Source organism: Shewanella sp., from assembly GCF_013214165.1.
In the GTDB taxonomy this organism is placed as follows: Bacteria; Pseudomonadota; Gammaproteobacteria; order Enterobacterales; family Shewanellaceae; genus Shewanella.
Map to the genome: position 1 here is coordinate 1 of NZ_JABSSM010000016.1, position 18,227 is coordinate 18,227.

22 protein-coding genes and 2 pseudogenes are annotated in these 18,227 nt (G+C 46.7%); 16 read left to right on the top strand and 8 right to left on the bottom strand.

Annotated features, from left to right (window positions below; genetic code table 11):
- The 6 genes and pseudogenes from HRU42_RS05545 to HRU42_RS05570 all read left to right on the top strand — a co-directional run.
- Positions 1 to 137 (top strand): annotated as a pseudogene (locus HRU42_RS05545) (IS110 family transposase); the annotation flags it as partial.
- A 624-nt stretch (positions 138 to 761) separates the two neighbouring features.
- Complete coding sequence (yafN, locus tag HRU42_RS05550; RefSeq protein WP_295029396.1) at positions 762 to 1,055, top strand: type I toxin-antitoxin system antitoxin YafN; 294 nt, start codon at positions 762 to 764, stop codon at positions 1,053 to 1,055.
- Positions 1,052 to 1,447, top strand: a complete 396-nt coding sequence (locus HRU42_RS05555; protein ID WP_295029398.1) for a type II toxin-antitoxin system YafO family toxin — start codon at positions 1,052 to 1,054, stop codon at positions 1,445 to 1,447. The genes yafN and HRU42_RS05555 overlap by 4 nt, the downstream gene beginning before the upstream one ends.
- A gap of 219 nt (positions 1,448 to 1,666) precedes the next feature.
- Positions 1,667 to 1,765 (top strand): annotated as a pseudogene (locus HRU42_RS05560) (transposase); the annotation flags it as partial.
- A gap of 423 nt (positions 1,766 to 2,188) precedes the next feature.
- A complete protein-coding gene (locus HRU42_RS05565) occupies positions 2,189 to 2,503 on the top strand; it encodes a hypothetical protein (RefSeq protein WP_295029399.1) in 315 nt (104 codons plus the stop codon).
- 60 nt (positions 2,504 to 2,563) lie between these two features.
- On the top strand, positions 2,564 to 3,268 hold the full coding sequence (locus HRU42_RS05570; RefSeq protein ID WP_295029401.1) for a hypothetical protein: 705 nt from the start codon (positions 2,564 to 2,566) through the stop codon (positions 3,266 to 3,268).
- A 611-nt stretch (positions 3,269 to 3,879) separates the two neighbouring features.
- Here the strand turns inward: HRU42_RS05570 and HRU42_RS05575 are convergent.
- Entirely contained in the window at positions 3,880 to 4,458 is a 579-nt protein-coding gene (locus HRU42_RS05575) for a nucleoside triphosphate pyrophosphohydrolase family protein (RefSeq protein ID WP_295029403.1), read from the bottom strand.
- Between the two features lie 242 nt (positions 4,459 to 4,700).
- Positions 4,701 to 4,949, bottom strand: a complete 249-nt coding sequence (locus HRU42_RS05580) for a hypothetical protein (RefSeq protein WP_295029405.1) — start codon at positions 4,947 to 4,949, stop codon at positions 4,701 to 4,703.
- A gap of 138 nt (positions 4,950 to 5,087) precedes the next feature.
- Between HRU42_RS05580 and HRU42_RS05585 the strand changes: the two genes are divergently transcribed.
- The 5 genes from HRU42_RS05585 (at position 5,088) to nhaC (ending at position 8,754) form a co-directional block, all read left to right on the top strand.
- Positions 5,088 to 6,161 carry a phosphotransferase gene (locus tag HRU42_RS05585; protein WP_295029407.1) on the top strand — a complete coding sequence of 358 codons (1,074 nt, stop codon included), beginning with the start codon at positions 5,088 to 5,090 and terminating at the stop codon, positions 6,159 to 6,161.
- 35 nt (positions 6,162 to 6,196) lie between these two features.
- On the top strand, positions 6,197 to 6,442 hold the full coding sequence (locus HRU42_RS05590) for an aminotransferase class III-fold pyridoxal phosphate-dependent enzyme (RefSeq protein WP_295029409.1): 246 nt from the start codon (positions 6,197 to 6,199) through the stop codon (positions 6,440 to 6,442).
- Positions 6,443 to 6,449: 7 nt separating this feature from the next.
- Entirely contained in the window at positions 6,450 to 6,665 is a 216-nt protein-coding gene (locus tag HRU42_RS05595; RefSeq protein WP_295029410.1) for a hypothetical protein, read from the top strand.
- Positions 6,637 to 7,041: an aminotransferase class III-fold pyridoxal phosphate-dependent enzyme gene (locus HRU42_RS05600; RefSeq protein ID WP_295029412.1), complete on the top strand. Its 405-nt coding sequence runs from the start codon at positions 6,637 to 6,639 to the stop codon at positions 7,039 to 7,041. The genes HRU42_RS05595 and HRU42_RS05600 overlap by 29 nt, the downstream gene beginning before the upstream one ends.
- A 222-nt stretch (positions 7,042 to 7,263) precedes the next feature.
- Entirely contained in the window at positions 7,264 to 8,754 is a 1,491-nt protein-coding gene (gene nhaC / locus HRU42_RS05605) for a Na+/H+ antiporter NhaC (protein ID WP_295029414.1), read from the top strand.
- A 64-nt stretch (positions 8,755 to 8,818) separates the two neighbouring features.
- On the opposite strand, the gene HRU42_RS05610 is transcribed toward nhaC, so the two are convergent.
- A complete protein-coding gene (locus tag HRU42_RS05610; protein ID WP_295029416.1) occupies positions 8,819 to 10,873 on the bottom strand; it encodes a S9 family peptidase in 2,055 nt (684 codons plus the stop codon).
- A gap of 186 nt (positions 10,874 to 11,059) precedes the next feature.
- On the opposite strand from HRU42_RS05610, the gene HRU42_RS05615 reads away from it, so the two are divergent.
- Together HRU42_RS05615 and HRU42_RS05620 are read left to right on the top strand one after the other, a co-directional pair.
- Positions 11,060 to 11,575, top strand: a complete 516-nt coding sequence (locus HRU42_RS05615; RefSeq protein ID WP_295029419.1) for a DUF2975 domain-containing protein — start codon at positions 11,060 to 11,062, stop codon at positions 11,573 to 11,575.
- A gap of 32 nt (positions 11,576 to 11,607) precedes the next feature.
- A complete protein-coding gene (locus tag HRU42_RS05620) occupies positions 11,608 to 11,820 on the top strand; it encodes a helix-turn-helix transcriptional regulator (RefSeq protein WP_295029421.1) in 213 nt (70 codons plus the stop codon).
- A gap of 174 nt (positions 11,821 to 11,994) precedes the next feature.
- On the opposite strand, the gene fre is transcribed toward HRU42_RS05620, so the two are convergent.
- Positions 11,995 to 12,705 carry an NAD(P)H-flavin reductase gene (fre, locus tag HRU42_RS05625; RefSeq protein ID WP_295029422.1) on the bottom strand — a complete coding sequence of 237 codons (711 nt, stop codon included), beginning with the start codon at positions 12,703 to 12,705 and terminating at the stop codon, positions 11,995 to 11,997.
- 208 nt (positions 12,706 to 12,913) lie between these two features.
- Positions 12,914 to 14,383, bottom strand: coding sequence for a 4-hydroxy-3-polyprenylbenzoate decarboxylase (gene ubiD, locus HRU42_RS05630; RefSeq protein ID WP_295029423.1), 1,470 nt, complete (start codon positions 14,381 to 14,383; stop codon positions 12,914 to 12,916).
- 208 nt (positions 14,384 to 14,591) lie between these two features.
- Here ubiD and HRU42_RS05635 point away from each other — a divergent pair, with 208 nt between their 5' ends.
- Complete coding sequence (locus HRU42_RS05635; RefSeq protein ID WP_295029424.1) at positions 14,592 to 15,089, top strand: hypothetical protein; 498 nt, start codon at positions 14,592 to 14,594, stop codon at positions 15,087 to 15,089.
- A gap of 125 nt (positions 15,090 to 15,214) precedes the next feature.
- On the opposite strand, the gene HRU42_RS05640 is transcribed toward HRU42_RS05635, so the two are convergent.
- Entirely contained in the window at positions 15,215 to 15,526 is a 312-nt protein-coding gene (locus HRU42_RS05640) for a GNAT family N-acetyltransferase (protein WP_295029426.1), read from the bottom strand.
- Between HRU42_RS05640 and HRU42_RS05645 the strand changes: the two genes are divergently transcribed.
- Both HRU42_RS05645 and HRU42_RS05650 read left to right on the top strand, forming a co-directional pair.
- On the top strand, positions 15,525 to 15,947 hold the full coding sequence (locus tag HRU42_RS05645) for a hypothetical protein (protein ID WP_295029427.1): 423 nt from the start codon (positions 15,525 to 15,527) through the stop codon (positions 15,945 to 15,947). The two genes, HRU42_RS05640 and HRU42_RS05645, sit on opposite strands and share 2 nt — an antisense overlap.
- Positions 15,948 to 16,383: 436 nt before the next feature.
- Complete coding sequence (locus HRU42_RS05650) at positions 16,384 to 16,608, top strand: hypothetical protein (protein WP_295029429.1); 225 nt, start codon at positions 16,384 to 16,386, stop codon at positions 16,606 to 16,608.
- 197 nt (positions 16,609 to 16,805) lie between these two features.
- Here the strand turns inward: HRU42_RS05650 and HRU42_RS05655 are convergent, their stop codons facing one another.
- On the bottom strand, positions 16,806 to 17,303 hold the full coding sequence (locus HRU42_RS05655; protein WP_295029430.1) for a TlpA disulfide reductase family protein: 498 nt from the start codon (positions 17,301 to 17,303) through the stop codon (positions 16,806 to 16,808).
- A 123-nt stretch (positions 17,304 to 17,426) separates the two neighbouring features.
- Positions 17,427 to 18,077 carry a signal peptidase I gene (gene lepB / locus HRU42_RS05660; protein WP_295029432.1) on the bottom strand — a complete coding sequence of 217 codons (651 nt, stop codon included), beginning with the start codon at positions 18,075 to 18,077 and terminating at the stop codon, positions 17,427 to 17,429.
- Positions 18,078 to 18,227: the final 150 nt, after the last annotated feature.

Consider the following 18,227-nt stretch of genomic DNA (forward strand, 5'->3'; position numbering starts at 1 on the left):
GTGAACGTTTAATTAAACAGAGAACGGCCTGTACCAACCAAATACGTGGGGTACTGATAGACTTTGGCGTTTGCTTTCCTCAAGGCTACAGCGCTTTTGAAAGAGCAATTTGGGAGGTCATTAATGAAGAGAACAAAGGGGTCGTAGCGAATTAAGTGACTTTCCAAATGAAGGTAACGCTACAACTAATCCCCGTTGGAAGTTGTTGAAGAGCGGAGATTAAAATTTCGTGGATTCATCACGGATGATGAATCAGGCTCGGGGCCACATGGATGTGGCATCTTAGTCGTTAGATTATTTTGATTGGAGCCTGAGGGGCGTACTCAATGCATGTAACTTCGCCGGAGAATTATCGAACTTGGAGGTTATCAGAGAGATTCTAGCGCATCATAATCGACAGGTTTCATTGCAGGGAATGCTGTAATGGGTAGCAAAATTTGAATGGAGTAGAAGCTAATTCGTTCGACCCCTTTATCTGTATCTGGGATGCCGAAGGAGAGATCCGTCTAATAACCAATGCACTGGTAAACTATTAATACTCAGTTAGATAACCGAGCCACTTTCAGGCTAGGCCCACATTGGCAGCAGAGCCATAGATAAACACAATGTCAACTGGTCGGAGCAGTGTTGGGCTAGGTCGTCAACTATACTGACGTTGTGTTTAATTATGTACTAAACTTTGTACATAAGGTTGTACATAAGGTTGTACATAAGGTTGTACAAATTTGTATTTTTATTACATGGTTTAGATGGTGAAATTTATGAGTGTGCATCAAATATTTGCTGAAAAAACAGTGTCAATTTCTGAAGCAAGAAAGAATCTTAATCAATATTTCATTGATGAGCCAGTAGCCGTTCTCTCTAATAATAGAACCAAGGGCTATATGCTTAGTGCTGATTTATTTGAGCAGATGATAAGTATTATTGAAAGCAACACAACTGTTGAGAAATCAATGTTTAGACCAGCGTCAGCAAGGCTTCAGGCCATCGCTCACGTTAGCGAACAAATATTGTTAAACTCTAGCGATGGTGAGCTAGGTGAATTCAGTGAGTGATCAGAGTTTTCAAAAGTAAGGTTATTATCGGATCCCTTACAGGAGAAGAACTGCAAGGATTAGTTGATGATTTTAAAGCCTATAAATCAGGTGTCTTACCTGATTTATTCGGTCGTGACGTTCGCTACGACCACCCACACAACCTCCCTAGTATCCTAGTTGAAGAAGTAAGACATATTCACTTAGCCAGCTCAGAAAAACCTTGGCCGATCAGGAAAGTTCAGTTTTATCGAACTAGCGAAGAGCATTTGGTTTATTGCCAAGGAGCCTTAGAAACCGACTGTTATTTGTTGATGGCAATCTTAGCTCCCAGCGCCCACGATAAAGCCAAAGACAATAATATTATGTCTAAGCTTGGCATCATGGCTGAGAGATTCCGGTTAAAGTTTTGATCTCTTAAAAGGCTTCTCTGACTAAAAGTCACGGTTTGTCACAGATGCTCATGTGTAACCTATACGTCAAATGGCACCATCAGGATAGTTACACTACACTGTAATCATTTGTTTTTCCAAAGCCACTTCAATCCGGATTCAATATCAAATAATCAATGATCTCAATTTTTGTTTTATCTGATATTTTGGAAGGATTAACGGTGCCAGCCATAGTAAATGGGCAAATTATTTCATGGGCCTGTAGGGACGCTGCAAGAACTCACCCGCTATTGTGAGCACTTGGGTAAACGACGACTGCACTACTTACAAACGAGCTGATAATTAAAGCACTTTACGTATCAATCAGACCTACATCTCCAGTTTGACTTTTGTGCTGCCTGAAATTCATAGTTTTTAATCAAAAATTGACTGTTGACCTCCTGCTCAACAAAAATACCTGCATACATTTAGGATTTTCCGTCCTGATGCATGATTGAGGATTGAAAATGCATATTTCCGAGGTATGTTATTGATTAATAATGGCTGGCTTTATTTTTCTTTCATGGCTGCCCTGCTTTTTTACCTTTTAATGTATAAAAATATATCACTTAATTGATTTGTTGACGGTATCGTCATATAGTAGGTATCAGAAGTGCGGTATCGTTATATCGTGCATTGCTAAAGATGTAGTCCAGCTCACCATAACAGCGCCTTAGTTAATGCAGCTTAGATGAGTCATTAATTATGCTATTGAGGTAACCCATGAAAACTAGGAATATTCAGACCGTCATTGATAGTGACGTTGTCGCTAGTGTTGGAATTCAGGGATTGGCGGATCTTCAAGTGCGTTGCCTACGGGCAGGTGACAGATTTACACGCTACATTGTCGTTGATTCTTTAGAGGTTAAACGAGAACCATTTTCGGTTCAGATATTTGCGGAAGCTCAGTTTAACAGCCAACGGCAAAAATTCTCATTCTCCGCTCCCGAATTACCATCTGCAGTGGCAGAAAGAGTCAAAGAAGCTATACTTTCACATATACCAATATTGAATAAAAGCAATCTTTTAATGGCTTAATTAGCCCTAAGTAAATTGTTAGTGATATAGTAAGCTCCATTATAAAAATGGAGCTTTTTTGTGCCTTCTCTTATTACTGACTACCATAAACCGCTGGAAACGGATCCACATATCTATGCGACTCCGATTCTTCAACAAGGGATTGTAGTGGGTACCGGTATTGACACTCTCGAAGATCCGCTCTTTATTAAGCTTACCTTACTGGAATTAACCCTTGGATGTGGTTACGTAGTGTTTGAAGAGTTGATACCCGCCAATATTGATACTGCCGAGGCTCTTTGTATTGAAGCCCATGATAACGGTTTGGATGCCTTTGAAGTATACAATTACATAAAGCATAAGCTGCTCCTTAGATCAGGTAAAAGATTTGGGCAGATATTTTTCGGTATCAACCCGCCGTTAGAAGGGCCACAAATCTCAGGAGCCTATGTAGAAGAGGAATATCGGCAATACGGAATCAGCACACTGGCGTATAGTTTACTTGCTAAACATTATGGTGTTGTTTATAGCGATAGGCATCAAACCATTTATGGAGCAAAGTTGTGGTATGCGGGGCTTCCAAAATTTGGCGTTGTTCGAGCTATTGATACTCATGCCGGTAATAAAATTATTGAAACGTTTGTCATGGATTCTTCACCTAAGCATGAGCACTGGGATAATCTTAAATTGAAAAACGAGCCTCTGTTATTGGGCAAAGTACGTGTACCTACATCAGATACAGAATCAAAAGATCATATTGTTTTAGAGTTCCAACTTAAGGATTAAATTTTAGGAAATTATTCTGAGAAAAAGGAAATAAAGGGATCGTAGCCAATTTAATCGATTATTTGGTCAAAAACTTAACTAAGCAGTTCTTAGCGTTTTAAGGTGCCCCTTACTTCGAAGAGATAAATCATCCGGTGTGAACGCGGCTGTGACCTTCGACAGCAAGGCGAGGTTTCATAGCGTGAAGCTCTTCGAGCGAGAGATAGGGATATCGAACTGGCTCTTAAACATGGAGGTTGTTTGATGTCGCAGAGCCCACAGGGAGCGTGCTTGAATGATATCCTATCTAAAGGCCAGCTCCGCATCCTTGCCTCTCGCTCATAAGCACATGGCTACGCCAAATTCACCGTGTCACAGAAGTGTTTGCACTAGAGGTCGCTCATTCACATCCGTGTGATCACGACATTCGTATATCCTTATACAGCACCTGCGGCAGGCAATAGATCGCAATGAAGCTTTGGTCTAAGGCTTATTTAATAAGTAGAATTGTTCAAACGATCAAAACTTTAAAGCACTTCAAACGAAGTGCTTTTTTAGCTTTAGTGGATTCAAGTAAACTAGAAATTAACTACAAACTAGCAAACTTCAAACGAACCAAAAAAAATTAACGCTTAAGCTTTAACGAGCTTTGCCAGATCTGCTGGACGGTAGTAAACCGACTTTAGCACCTTGCCCTGACGTACGATTTTACCCGCCATATCGACATCTTTGGCGCACTTAGCGATGATAAAGTCGCCCTTGGTGCTGCCGACGATCTCGACGCCTTGCTTGGCGTAAAAGGCGACAGTCTCTTCCAGTTCTTTCTCGTTGCGGCACACCTTGCTCATGTTGCTCGAGTGAACTTCGTCCCAACAGCTGATGAAGTCGATCTCGCGGTTGTTGGCCACGTGTAACAGCAGGTCGATAATGTAGCTGATTTCCATGCGGTTGCTGACCTGAGTCGCACCTAAGTGAACCAGGCGGCCCATCAAGACATAGACAGAATCGACGATAGCGTCGGCCTGCTCCATACGGCTGTCGGCTTCGGCAAGCTCGGTCAGCTCTTCGATGGCCAACGAGGTGTGCAGTGTGTCGGCCTTGTCATCCAAGGTGCTCTCATCTTCACTCGGCAAATCGAACGTAGAGCGAAACTGGAGGATGTCATGATAAAGGTGATCGTAGAGTGGCTGAGTGAGTGCGGTGAGTTTCATTGATTCTGCCTTGAAGCCTGAGCTTGGTGTAATTAGGGTTGAGTTGAGATAACTCGAATTACGGTGATTCTAATTTAATGGCAGAGCAAAATAAAGTGCCTAGCTTCGATGCTTACTGCGGGGAGCAGCAGTGAGATGCTTGGATTGTTAAAAAAGTCACCGACTGGTATTGGTTCGCCTAGCGTGGATGAAGGGGAGTTTGAGCTCCCCTTATGGGCTCATTTCAAAACGAGACCGCAATACTAGACCAGCCGATGACGGAATACCTTCTCATTCATCTTATCTAGCTCATTGAGCCACTTAGTCACTATCTTCTCATCGTGGGGGGCCGGAGATACACCGATAGCCAGCTCTCCGGCGACTAGTGACTCGATGGCGACGGTGATTTTGAATCCCGCCTGCAAGAGTTTTCGGGCGACATTGGGCGTCAGGGCAATGCGTTCCTCTAAGGGTTTAGATTCTGCACGTAACCCAATATGGGCTCTTGTCATACCGCTGGTTCTCCTACTGAGATCTCGTTAGAGACGACTCGATAAATTGCTATTGAAAAACAGGTAGTGTATACGATATCCATGTTTACACGGGATTAACATCACAGCTTAAATGAACCAACCAGAGGCAGAATGGCAATGCAAGAGTTGAAAACTAAGGTCGTTGAATATTCACTATCGACAGTGAAGGCGTTGGCACTGGAACATTTTCTGATAACGGCAGAGGTGAAATCATTGCCCGGTTACCTGGATCTCAATTTTCTGCTTACGGATACCCAGGGAAAACGTTTTATCCTCAAGATTGCTAATGCGGATGAGCCACTGGCCGAGTTGGATATGCAAAATGCTGTGATGAATTATCTTAACGGCCAAGACTTGCAGCCCTATGTGTTACCTGAGGTGATCGAAAACCTGGCAGGTAATGAGCTCACGCCTTTGCAAGATGTGTATGGCAGGCCCAGACCCATGCGTCTGCTGAGCTATGTGCCCGGTGTCTTCTACTGTGATCATAAGGCGCTGTCTAGTCATCACCATAGCCAACTCGGCACCCTATTGGGCAGGCTAGACCTGAGTCTGCAAGGCTTCTCCCATAGCGCTGCCTCACGGAATTTCGACTGGGATCTCAAGCATGCGAACGCTGTCATCGAATCTAAGCTGGTTTTAATCATCGACCAGAGCCAGCGCTCGCAGGTACTAAAGATTCTATCTGACTTCGAGCAACAGGTGATACCCTTCATGGCCGAGCTGCCACAGGGGGTCATTCATAACGATGTGAATGACTATAACCTGCTACTCACCAGCGCGAGTTTGGACGCCGAGGTAGTGGGCTTGATAGATTTTGGTGACATGGTGCATAGTCATCAGATCAATGAGCTGGCTATCGCCTGTGCCTACGCCATCTTGGGGGCTGACTCGCCAATGGCGATCATAGAGGCCATCACCTTGGCCTATCACCAGCAGCGGCCACTTAATGGCGCCGAGCTCTGGGTCTTGCTGCCTCTTATTGCCGCACGTCTAGCGGTCAGCGTGTGCAACTCCTGTGAAGCCATTCTGGCCGAGCCAGATAATGAATACCTCTTGGTGAGCGCTAAACCTGCTTGGGAAGCCATCAGTAGCTTGCTTAAACTGGACACTAAGAGTGTCGGCTTCGGGCTACAGCGCCTGTGTCTGACTGCAAACGTAGGGGCAAGCCTGAGCGGATCATTAGGCTAAGGCGCCGATAATGCTGCATCTGCACGTCAAAAGATATGCTCAGCCAGAGAGGTGACCGCTTATTCAAGACCTTGAGTGTTTCTTACCAGCAGCCGTTAATTATCGAGCGTGGCCAGGGGCAGTTTCTGCTGGATGAAAACAATATCGCTTACTTAGACATGGTCAATAATGTCTGTCATGTGGGGCACTGTCATCCCTCTGTGGTCGCTGCGGATCAGGCGCAGATGGCCAAGCTCAACACCAATACCCGTTATCTCAATGACAATATTCTCGATTTATAGTCAGGTCTTGCTGAACACCTTCCCAGCGTCACTGTCAGTGGTGATGTTCGTCAACTCAGGCTGCGAGGCTAACGAACTCGCCATGCGCCTGATGCACTGCAAGACACAATCCAATGAGCTGCTGGTGGTCGATGGTGCCTATCACGGCAATACCAACAAGGCGATTGAGATCAGTCCCTACAAATTTAATGGGCATGGAGTACTTCAATACCTTCGGCGGTAATCCGGTCTCATCTGCTATTGGCAAGGCGGTACTCGACACTATCGATAATGAAAACCTGATGCTAAATGCCCGCGATAGCGGCGATTATATGCGGATGCACCGGCTCAAGTTACAAGAGAGATTCGACATCATAGGCGACGTCAGGGGCCTAGGTTTATTCATCGGCGTGGAGCTAGTTAAAGATGCAAATTTGACTCCAGCGACCCAAGAGGCGCAAGCCTTAATCGAGTGGCTTAAGTCGCGAAAAATCTTGCTCAGTCTCGACGGCCGCTTCAATAATGTACTCAAGATTAAGCCGCCAATGGTGTTTACCAAAGATAATGCCGATTATTTTATCGAGCATTTACTTCGGTGGTTATCCCATATTAATGCATAAATAGTGATTGTATCGCCTAAAAGCTGAATTTGTAGTCTATTACTGCGGGGATTCGGTCTGGGCAGACAGGCTTAGACTCACACTCGCAACAATGTGATCTAGATCTCCTTGTTGATTTTATGTAAGGATGTTTGGCCCTAGCTAAGAATAAGCCATCGGATGAATGGTATTCGTTTATCGATCTAGTTGGGCCTGAGAATCTATAACCACAAGGAACCAGTGATGACCTCAACATCAGATCCCCAGTTAAACACACACAAGCTGCCCAGCCTGCTCGATGCCCTCATTCCCATCTTTGCCCTGGTGCTTATGCTGGCCGGTGCCGTCTATCTGTATTCGTCTGATAGCTCTTACGGTGCAAACCAGATCGCCCTTATCATGGGGGCTTGTATTGCCCTGGTGATAGGGGCTAAAAATGGCTACAGCTGGAAAGAGATGGAAGCGGGGATCGTCAAGAGTGTTGGCGTGGCTACCGGCGCCCTGCTGATCTTATTTGCCGTGGGTTCACTGATTGGCACCTGGATACTCGCGGGTACTGTGCCTACCATGATCTATTACGGCATGTTGGTGCTCAACCCTGAATATTTTTATGCCGCATCTTGTCTGTTATGTGCCGTGGTTGCCCTGAGTATAGGCAGCTCCTGGACTGTGGCCGGTACTCTGGGTATTGCCTTGGTTGGCGTTGCAGCCGCCATGGGATTAAGCGTGGAGATCACTGCCGGTGCCATCATCAGTGGTGCTTACTTTGGCGATAAGATGTCACCCATGTCCGATACCACTAACCTAGCGCCTGCGGTAGCAGGGACCGATATCTTCAGTCATATTCGCCACATGGTATGGACCACAGCGCCGAGTATTATCATCGCCATGATAGGCTTCTTGATCTTAGGTTTCACCAGTGAGCCCAGTGGTCAGGCAAGCAATCTGCAAGTGACCATGGACTTGCTGCAAGCTCAGTTTAATCCCGGCGTTCAGCTGCTGTTACCTCTGCTGGTGGTATTGGTGTTGGCCTATAAGAAGATGCCGGCATTTCCCACTGTCATTCTCGGCACTCTCGCAGGCGCAATCTGCGCGGCGCTATTTCAGTTCGATGGCATCATAGCTTTTGCCAATGATGCCAGCTTGCCTCCGATTGTGGCCATGGTTAAGGGGATCTGGACTGCCATGTTCGATGGCTATGTGGCCAACACGGGTGATGAAGTGCTCGATAGCCTGCTTAGCCGAGGTGGCATGAGCACTATGATGAATACTGTGTGGTTAATCCTGTGTGCCATGGCGTTCGGCGGCATCATGGAGGTCACCGGCCTGCTTAAGCGAATCTTGCAGAGTATCCTTGGGCTAGTGACAACCAGCGGCAGCTTGATCATCACCACCTTGGCGACGTGTATTGGGGCTAACCTTATCACAGCAGATCAGTTTATCGCCATCATCTTACCGGGGCGTATGTTGAAGCTGGAGTACACTAAACGTGGCCTCGCGGCGGTGAACTTGAGTCGGGCGTTGGAAGATTCGGCTACCATCACCAGTCCACTCGTGCCATGGAATACCTGTGGTGCATACATGGCTAGCACATTAGGTGTTGCCACCATAGCCTACCTCCCATATGCCTTCTTTAACCTAGTTTGCCCCTTAGTGAGTGGCAGCTATGCCTACTTCAATTTCAAGATAGAGAAGCTGGAAGATATGCCTGATCTCGAAGAGGCGAGTGCGTAAGAGAAGGTTCCTAGTTCCTAGAAATCTAGAAATCTAGGAATCTAGGAACTAGGAACTTGTTAAATTATAACCGACTCACATCCACCTTGAGCGTATCCAGATGAGTGATGAGTGCCGGGGTGACGGTTTGATCCACGCGTCCGCCCAAGTGCTCGCCGAAGAACTGCTCCATGGCGACGATATAGGCCAGCTTATTGTTGCGCTTAATAAAACCGTGGCCCTCATCTTTGGCCAGAATATACTCTACCGGCAAGCCCTGTTGATGCATCACCCGCGCGATATTATCTGACTCCAGCTGAGTGACTCTGGGGTCATTCGCACCTTGGACTAACATGAGCGGAGTCTTGATACGGTCGACAAATTCAATTGGCGAGCGAGCCAGCATGTCTTGTCTATCTGCGGCGATTTCTGGGTCGCCTACCGCGCTATACCATTGCCCAAGATATGGACGGAAGTGTGGCGGGAATGACTCCATTAAGGTGATAAGACTCGAGGGCCCGACGTATGAGATCACCGCCTGATAAAGATCCGGTGTAAAGGTCGCGCCGGCAAGCGCGGCGTAGCCACCGTAGGATGCGCCCATGATGCCTAAGCGTTGGCTATCGGCAATGCCTTGGTCGATAAGATATTGTGCACCGTCGGTAAGATCGTCTTGCATGCTGCCGGTACCCCAGTTGTTGTTGCCTAAGTTGAGGAAACGTTTACCGAAGCCGGTGGATGCACGGAAATTTGGCTGCAGTACCGCGTAGCCACGATTAGCCAGGAGTTGAGCTATGGGGTTGAAGTAGCCAGAACTCAAGCTCCAGTAATCACGGGCCCAGGGACCACCGTGGGGCAATATGATGGTGGCTAGACTCCTGCTTTGATCCTTAGGCAGAGTCAGGTAGGCCTGTATGCTGACACCGTCACGAGCAAGGTAGGTGATGGATTGGCGCTTGGACAGGAGCTCGGGGGCTATGATGGGGGTCTGCTTCAATAATACGCTTATCTCGCCGCTGGCTTCAGAATAGCGATAATCGTCACCCATACTCACATCGCTGACAACATGCAGCTGCCACAGGCCGGTTGTTTCATTCTTGTCGGTAATGGTTATTTCCACATCTTGAGTGAAGTGGTCATTCACGTTCTGCCAGTGCTTGGCAAAGGTATCATCCAGGGGATAGGTGCGCAGGCGCCCGCCATAATAAGAGACCGCAAGAGGTGCACCGTTATCGTTAAAGATGACGTCATAGACATTGGATTCATCCAGTGGGTCTTCATGCAGAGTGTCTAGCTTGCCCGTGGCAATATTTAAGCGTAACAGCTGCTGCTTGTCTCGACCTTGGATGTTGGCACTGATATAGGCCAAGTTATTATCTTCATCAAAGCTCATAATATGGATGTTTTCACCAAATTCGGTGTCGAGCAGGCTAGTCCATTTACCCTCAATGTTGGCGTAGAGGCTGGCAGTATTATCCGCATTACTGCTGATCCCGAGTACCGGGTCGCCCTTGCGGTTGGTACTCATCTGATTGAAGGCATAGGTGTTAGAAAAAATATTGGTTATCTCAGCGGAATCGATATTCAAACGATAGAGGTCCATCTGCTGAGGGTTATCTTGGTTCGACATGACAATTAACGTATTTGGCATGTCTTTTGGCTGGTCGACCAGAGAATAGCTGATGTCGGTGTTACTGGTGAGCGCTGTGATGTTTGGCACAGGTTTTGGCTGACTCATATCCAGAGAAAGTGTATAAATCTGCTTATTTTCATTACCGCCGGTATCCTTAAGAAAGAAAATCTCATTGCCTTGGCTTGACCAGCGGAAGCTGCTAATCGGATCCTCTGAGGTGGTGATCGGGAAGGCTTCATCGAGACCTGCACCCGCGGCCATCAGATAGAGGTTACGTGCACCCTGATATTCCTTGAAGAAGGCTATCCATTTGCCATCACTGGAGCTTGTCAGCTGGCTAACGTCCTGCTCATTGAAGAAAGATTCTACCGGAATAAGCGGGACTTCCTGTGCCTGGACTGCCAGGTTAGCCTGTGGCTGAGAGGGAGTCTGGCTACAACCGGTTATGAGTAAGCTTGCGGCCACTGCAGTCCACAACAGTGTGGGGAGGAGCTTGTTAGTTTTCATTTTCATTCCTATCGATATGGGTTCCACAGATGGGTTAAACCTCTTTTTGTGCCAGACTTAGCTGATTGTTAATTACACTATTACATAAATTAATTATTGTAAAACGATAATTAAATGTTTTTTTGTGATAAAATATTTCTGTCTGGTATAATTGATTCAAGATATGGACAAGGATAAGATGCCGCGATGAACGTAAATATGCAGAAGCTGATGAAGATCAGCGGTTTTTTCAGAGTATTGGTATTAGTGGTTATGGCTGCTGTGGCGATATATCTGGGTTATAGCTATTTGGTGCTGGATGAAATACGTTTCGAAACGAGTATGCAATTTCTCGAACTCTGGGATCATGAGGGGGCTAGTCAAGGCGTGCTGTTGGCTATTCAGTCGCCGTCATTTATCACCCTGTTTCTGGGGTTTTATTGGTTGCAGCGCCTGTTGAGTCACTTTCAATTGGGGCTGTTTTTTGGTAATGAGGCGATGCGCTGTTATCTCTGGTTGATATGGTTGAAGGTGCTAGGCATGGTGCTGGAGATCGCTCAACATCTGGCGACTGGCTATTATCATAAGCAATTTTTCGAAAACAGCCACGTAGAGATTAGGCTAGACCCGGGTAATCTCACCACCCTCTTGCTAATGCTGCTGATCGTCTATTTGTTGAAGGCCGCCAAAGAGATAGAAGCCGAAAATAAAGAGTTTATTTAAGTGTTAATTTTAGCGTGTTGGACCCGAAAATTATGCAAATAATCGTAAATTTAGATGTGATGATGGCGGTGCGTAAGGTGAGCTCTAAGGAGCTAGCCAAGGCAATCGACATCACCGAAGCTAATCTGTCGCTGCTAAAGAGAGGCAAGGTGAAAGGGGTACGTTTCGAGACCTTAGCCAATATCTGCGCATACCTCAATTGTCAGCCTGGGGATATTCTTGAGTTCCGAGGGCAGGCAGAGTGAGTCAAGCCGTCCTAGGTGCTAGTGCTTAGCCCCTAGGAAGGCTAACAAGTCGACAAGGATGCAAGCTTGTCGGTTTGTTAGTTTTTCTCGTAGCCAACTTGTTGGCGTTCTCGAAGGCGTTTTCAGCCGTCTAGCAGTGAGCGCGTGAACGGCCTAGTAGCGACATTGTCTGATCTATTTAATAAACGCAAACGCATCGCCGTAGAGATGTTCTTCCTCTACACCTATGGCACGGAAGACTTCTCTGGCTGCGCCCACCATGTCGAAACGGCCGGCAATATAGATATCATAACCATGTAGACTCACGAAGTCAGCCTTGATCTGGGCTAACAGGTTAGCCTTCTTGCCTTTCCAGTCTCCGCCGGCTTCTTCCAGTACGGGAACGAAATGTAACCAGGGATGAGCATCGTGCCACTCACGGGCAATCGTCTCGTAATACATGGCATCGGCGTTACGACAACCCCAATAAAGCGTGGTTTCGATCTTCTGTCCCAGTGCTATCTGTTGCTCGACGATACTCTTGATGTAAGAGAATCCAGTGCCACCGGCGATCAGTAATCTTGGACGCTGACTCTCGTGGCGCAAGTGAGCCTCACCGCCTGGTACTTCGATGTCAATTTGACTACCGTTTGCTAGGCACTCTTTCATACGCTCGACCACTTGCATCGGGTAGCTTTCGCTGACCGCAGCGCCGATATGCAGTTCGATAAGTGCTGCACTTGGTGCCGAAGCGATTGAGAATGGGCGTTTATCTTGCTCACCCATGACAACACAGAGGTACTGACCAGCGTTGAAGTCGAACGCTGTTTCAGGTTTTAGAATGATTTGATAAACCGCATCATTGAATGGGGTAACAGTTTCGATTTTACAACTTATGGTGTTCATCTAACGTCCTTTTCGAACCCCTCTGTGGGAGCTTTACTATTTATTAGTTCAAAGTTAATAGTTTAAAGTGGTTCAGAGTACTTGCTGCTGAACCAAGTTAAAACAGATACATTAATCATAGTCATTTTCGGCAGGTTAAGCGGGAAATAACCAGGGTGCCAGAAGCTCAGGCCGCTAAACTCTAGTCTATAAACCTAAGTATCTAGACCTAGGTATCTAAACCTAAGTCGGCCCACATATCATCGACTTTTTGTTTTACCGCTTTATCCATGGTGATTGGGGTACCCCATTCACGATCGGTTTCACCTGGCCACTTGTTAGTGGCGTCCATGCCCATCTTAGAGCCTAGGCCTGTAACGGGGGATGCAAAATCCAGATAATCGATAGGTGTATTCTCTATCATCACGGTATCGCGTTTCGGATCCATACGAGTGGTTATCGCCCAGATCACATCGTTCCAATCACGGCAGTTAACATCTTCGTCCACGACTATGATGATCTTGGTATACATAAACTGACGCAGGAAGGACCAGGCGCCCATCATCACGCGCTTAGCATGACCTGGGTACTCCTTACGGATAGAGATCACTGCCATGCGATAAGAGCATCCTTCGGGTGGCAGATAGAAATCGACGATCTCCGGGTACTGCTTGCGCAGGATAGGCACAAATATTTCGTTGAGTGCCACACCTAACATGGCGGGCTCATCCGGTGGACGGCCTGTGTAGGTGCTATGGTAGATGGCATCTTTTCTGTGAGTGATATGAGTCACTGTGAAGACAGGGAACTTGTCTGTCTCGTTGTAATATCCCGTATGATCGCCATAGGGGCCTTCTTCGGCCATCTCGTTCGGGTCGATATAGCCTTCTAAGATGATTTCGCTGGTGGCGGGCACTTCTAAGTCACAGCTTAAGGCTTTGCAGACCTCGGTGCGTGCGCCGCGGAGCAAGCCTGCGAAGGCATACTCACTCATGGAATCGGGTACTGGGGTGACAGCGGCTAAGATAGTGACCGGATCGGCACCAAGCGCCACGACAACCGGGTAGCGTTCACCCGGATGTTGCTCTTTAAAATCTTTGAAGTCTAACGCGCCGCCGCGATGATCTAGCCAGCGCATGATCAACTTATCTTTACCCAGCAATTGTTGGCGGTAAATCCCCAGATTCTGCCGTTCTTTGCGGGGTCCCTTAGTGATGGTTAATCCCCAGGTCACTAGGGGAGCCGCATCTCCGGGCCAACAGTGTTGAATTGGCAGCTTAGTCAGGTCAACGTCATCACCTGTTTTTACCACTTGCTGACAAGGAGGATTACGCACCGTCTTAGGTGGCATATTCAAGGCTTGCTTGAATTTAGGCAACTTAGAAATCGCATCTTTGAAGCCGCGAGGCGGCTCAGGTTCTTTGAGGAAGGCCAGCAGTTCACCGACTTCACGTAGCGCCAGAGGATCATCTTTACCCAGCGCCATGGCGACGCGCTTAGGCGTGCCGAAAAGGTTAGCCAGCACAGGCATCTCGTTGCCGACAGGATTCTCGAACAGCAGAGCAGGACCCTTAGCACGAAGCACTCGGTCGCAAATCTCCGTCATCTCAAGGTGAGTGTCGACGGGATGGCTGATACGCTTTAGTTCACCCTGGCTTTCCAGGTGTGCGATAAAACTGCGCAGATCCTTAAAACTCATTGATTCTTGCTGCCATAAAAATGTGATATGGCGCGCACTATAGCATTTTTAGTACGCATGTTTAACTGCTTAACTTTATATAGAGGAAGATAATAATTAGTTAAGCAAGGGGTAAATTATGCCGACGTTTAATTAGCACTGTAATAGGCGTAATATAGAGGCAGAACTAAGTTTTCACCCTATCAAAGGCTGAGTTTTGGAGGCGGTAATGGCTAGAATCATTCGTATAGGCCAGGCTATCATGCTGTCTGCTTTGCTGTCTCTTGCCAGCTTAGGTGTGCAAGCCAGTGATCGCTTCAATTGGAGCAGCAATGTCTGGGTTCAGCCTACCTGGAGCAGTAGTTGGGGCACTGGAATCGGTGTCGGCATAGGCTCACCCTATTGGAGTAATCACTCCTTGAGCCATGGTTGGAATAATAACGGGTACCGTCCTTATTGGCGTAACCGTTGGCGTTATCCCTATCGTTATAATCGTTATGATAGCTACTATTATAATGAGCGCCGAGCGGTAACAAGAGAGCCCACTCCAGCAAAATCTGTCTCTGTACCTGTGCGAGTCACCACCAGTGTGCAATACGCATCCGGTTTGAAAAGCCTACCTGAAAATGCCCGCGTCATCCAAAGAGACGGCCGCACCCTCTATCAATGGCAAGGCGTCGAATATGTGTTCGATTGGAACACTGAGACCTATAGAGAGTTAAAATAGCATTCTTGTCTATGGGCCTGCCAAATCTCATATGGTTGGGCTGGACCACATGTGAAAGCATGACAAAAAATTGTGGTAGTCACCGACTTTGAATAAGCTGATAAATGGTTGCTTGGTCGATAGCATTACGATTTTAAAAAAATCTCATAACGATTAAGGGTAAATTCATCCTCTTGATACTGACTGATATAGCTCATTCCCAGCTTGAGCAGCACCTTGATGGAGCCTAAGTTTTCGGCTACTGCGTCTCCGAGCACATGGTTGAGGTTCATGTGTTGTTTTGCATATTCGATACAGGCGAGATTGGATTCGGTTGCATAGCCTTTCCCCCAATGGGCAGGGTGGAAGCGGTAGCCGATATCGACAGCCTTGATACGGCTATCATTCTTAAAGCCGATGCTGAAGCAGTTCAATACCGATGTGATTGAGGTGCCCATGCAAGGGAGCTATGCCGATGAGTTAACACTGCTCTCCAAGGCGCATAAAGAACAGAAGTTTGATACCTACCTGGTCAATCCCAACTTTGCCGACCCTACCGGGCGAGTCTTATCGGTAGAGGATAAGCAGGTCTTGATTGCGTGGGCAAGTGAGCATGATGTCACCTTGATTGAATATGACCGTGGTGAGTTATATTTTGGCGCAACTCGTCCTGTGACGATTGTAAGTCTAGTGACTCAAACTTACCCCTGTAGGGTGATAAGCATAGGTGATTTCTATGACACCATCTCGCCAACGATTAGCTTAGGTTATTTGATATGTAACGATACCTTCGACGCTTGTCAGTGTAGCAAACAAATCATTGCCGAGGAGCCAAGCATAGCCTTGCACTATGGTGGCAAACCTGATGTCTTCTGGTGAGTATCATAGGCTGACGGGGAAGCTTAGGGATCAGATGAGCACGAATTACCTTAAAATGAAGAGTTTGATGAGCTCAGTGCTGAGAGATTCGGTTTACATGAGTCAGCCAAAGGGCGGCCCCTGTATCTGGTTTAAGCTACCGGAGGGGTATTGCAGTGAGGCTCTGTGGTCACGAGTCATATCGGAAAAACTATCGATTGCGCCAGGAAGCATGTTCTCTTTTACATCTAATTATACCTGCTATTTTCGGATAACTTTTGCCCTGCCTTGGAATGACAAAATGGAGCCTGGGGTTATCCGGCTAGCTGAGGTTATTAGAGATTACCTTAAAGAGAAACCAAAGCTCACCCCTTGTTAAGTGGAGGTTCAGCTGGTGCTGCTAGAGTTATACCGTATGCGGTGTCTTGCTGTATCTATCGAGCATAAGGATGATTGAGTGATAAAAAATATAATGCAAAAAGTAATGCTTTTAGCCTGTTCGTTTATCTTCTCTACCAGTCTGGTGCTTGCCTCTACTCAAACCGCGGTTACCGCCCAGCTAGTTAAATCAGAAGTCGATGGAACAGTACTCATTTGTCAGTATCGCACCATGCAAGAGGTACATTTCAAGGTGCTTTTTACTGATCAAATATGTCCATTATCGATGCAGGTTGGGCATTAATCCCCCCTCCTGTATTATTCCGCTTTATCCGGATATCTTTGCTCTATTCCTCGAAATGAGCGTAGGAAAAGCCCAAGGCCAGCTACGCTCAGCACTAAAATTACGATAAGATCGAAGGCACTCATATGTAATCTTTTCAAATTTAGCGTTCAATTTATCGCTTGCAGCAGATAGCGCTAGCTTTTAGCGATTGGGAGTTACCACTGCACTTCGGCCAATGGATTTTCACCTTCGGCTATTATGGTCTTAACTATGGTGTTATTGCCGTCGAGTAGAATGAGTCTGGGGATGCCGGCATCGGCAAACTTGGCATAGATAGCTCTATCGGTATCGGCAATCAGCGGAAAGTTTATCTCATACTCGCTGGCAAATTTTTCTAATGCTGCGATGTTTTCTTCGCGGCCTATGGCAATGATATCGACATTAGGGTCTAGGTTGAGATCTGATGCTTGCAGCGCCTTCATGGCTCGCTGAGAATCTGGACACCAGGTGGCAAATAGCACCAGTAATTTGGCATTGCCAGACTCTGCTAAATTGATCTTATTACCTTGGGTATCGGTAAATTGAGTCACAGGAACACCTTGTCCCGCTTTGACATAGGTTAGATATTCAATTTGTTCATTATCAGTTGTTGTCGCACAACCAGAGACAAGCAGGGCCAATGATAGTAAAGAGGCCGAAATGAGCTGTTTCATCACAGATCCATTTAATAGAAAGTGGGCTTAAAATAGCAAATATCGACTTATTTGTGTAGATTATCACGCAAATTCGCATCGACTAAAGATCGGGTCCCTTAGCGCCTGGAAACTAGCGTCTGCTTATAACGTATGCATGAATCGCTCGGGTCTAAATAGATAGTAGTTATTGTAGTCGTTAGAGAAGACTACGGTTTTTGCTCTGCCAGTGATCTCGGCTCGAGGTATAAAGCCTATTACGCGTGAGTCGGCGCTAGAATCTCGATTATCTCCCAAGGCCAGATAGAAATCATCAGGCACTGTGACCGGGCCGAAATTGGCAAGTCGAGAGGGAGTGTCATGGGTTCGAACCATATGATCTACGCCTAACAGCTTCTCTATGCTATCTGTGTTTGAGGCCAGCTTAGTTTGGATTTCATAGTCCAGTTTTTGCCCATTGATGATGAGTTTGTTTTGTCTCATTTCGACGATATCACCGGGTACACCTATTACACGTTTGACGAGTTTCTTATCGGCCTTGACTGAGTCGAAGATGATAATCTCCCCCCGAGCAGGATCGGCAATTTTAACCAGAGACAGATGGGTGAAAGGTACACGGATATCATAGGCCATCTTATTAACCAGCAGCCTATCTCCTTCGAGTATGGTGGGTTTCATCGAGCCCGTAGGCACCGAGTTCCAGTCGGCCACGGCGCTTCTAAATACCAGCATTAGTACCATAAAAATTAAAAAAGAGCGGTTTTGTTTGAGTAGTTTAATTAGTCCTTTCAGCATCAATCAATTCCTTATCGATTATGAGTTCATTAGCTCTGACAGATACTTGTCTGGTTAGTTCCGGAAGGTGAGAAAACTGAGGACAGTTGGTTTCCCTTTACAAGTCGCCGCGAGGTGATTATTGTCGGCTCGTGATCTATGCCGTGATCT

Coding starts and splice junctions, on each gene's coding strand:
- HRU42_RS05575 (WP_295029403.1), bottom strand. CDS start 4,458: ATGAAACTCACCGCACTCACTCAGCCACTCTACGATCACCTTTATCAT.
- HRU42_RS05655 (WP_295029430.1), bottom strand. CDS start 17,303: ATGAAACAGCTCATTTCGGCCTCTTTACTATCATTGGCCCTGCTTGTC.
- lepB (WP_295029432.1), bottom strand. CDS start 18,077: ATGCTGAAAGGACTAATTAAACTACTCAAACAAAACCGCTCTTTTTTA.
- HRU42_RS05615 (WP_295029419.1), top strand. CDS start 11,060: ATGAACGTAAATATGCAGAAGCTGATGAAGATCAGCGGTTTTTTCAGA.
- HRU42_RS05645 (WP_295029427.1), top strand. CDS start 15,525: ATGCAAGGGAGCTATGCCGATGAGTTAACACTGCTCTCCAAGGCGCAT.
- nhaC (WP_295029414.1), top strand. CDS start 7,264: ATGACCTCAACATCAGATCCCCAGTTAAACACACACAAGCTGCCCAGC.
- HRU42_RS05635 (WP_295029424.1), top strand. CDS start 14,592: ATGGCTAGAATCATTCGTATAGGCCAGGCTATCATGCTGTCTGCTTTG.
- HRU42_RS05565 (WP_295029399.1), top strand. CDS start 2,189: ATGAAAACTAGGAATATTCAGACCGTCATTGATAGTGACGTTGTCGCT.
- HRU42_RS05590 (WP_295029409.1), top strand. CDS start 6,197: ATGCTCAGCCAGAGAGGTGACCGCTTATTCAAGACCTTGAGTGTTTCT.
- HRU42_RS05580 (WP_295029405.1), bottom strand. CDS start 4,949: ATGACAAGAGCCCATATTGGGTTACGTGCAGAATCTAAACCCTTAGAG.
- yafN (WP_295029396.1), top strand. CDS start 762: ATGAGTGTGCATCAAATATTTGCTGAAAAAACAGTGTCAATTTCTGAA.
- HRU42_RS05620 (WP_295029421.1), top strand. CDS start 11,608: ATGCAAATAATCGTAAATTTAGATGTGATGATGGCGGTGCGTAAGGTG.
- HRU42_RS05585 (WP_295029407.1), top strand. CDS start 5,088: ATGCAAGAGTTGAAAACTAAGGTCGTTGAATATTCACTATCGACAGTG.
- fre (WP_295029422.1), bottom strand. CDS start 12,705: ATGAACACCATAAGTTGTAAAATCGAAACTGTTACCCCATTCAATGAT.
- HRU42_RS05600 (WP_295029412.1), top strand. CDS start 6,637: ATGGAGTACTTCAATACCTTCGGCGGTAATCCGGTCTCATCTGCTATT.
- ubiD (WP_295029423.1), bottom strand. CDS start 14,383: ATGAGTTTTAAGGATCTGCGCAGTTTTATCGCACACCTGGAAAGCCAG.
- HRU42_RS05610 (WP_295029416.1), bottom strand. CDS start 10,873: ATGAAAACTAACAAGCTCCTCCCCACACTGTTGTGGACTGCAGTGGCC.
- HRU42_RS05640 (WP_295029426.1), bottom strand. CDS start 15,526: ATGGGCACCTCAATCACATCGGTATTGAACTGCTTCAGCATCGGCTTT.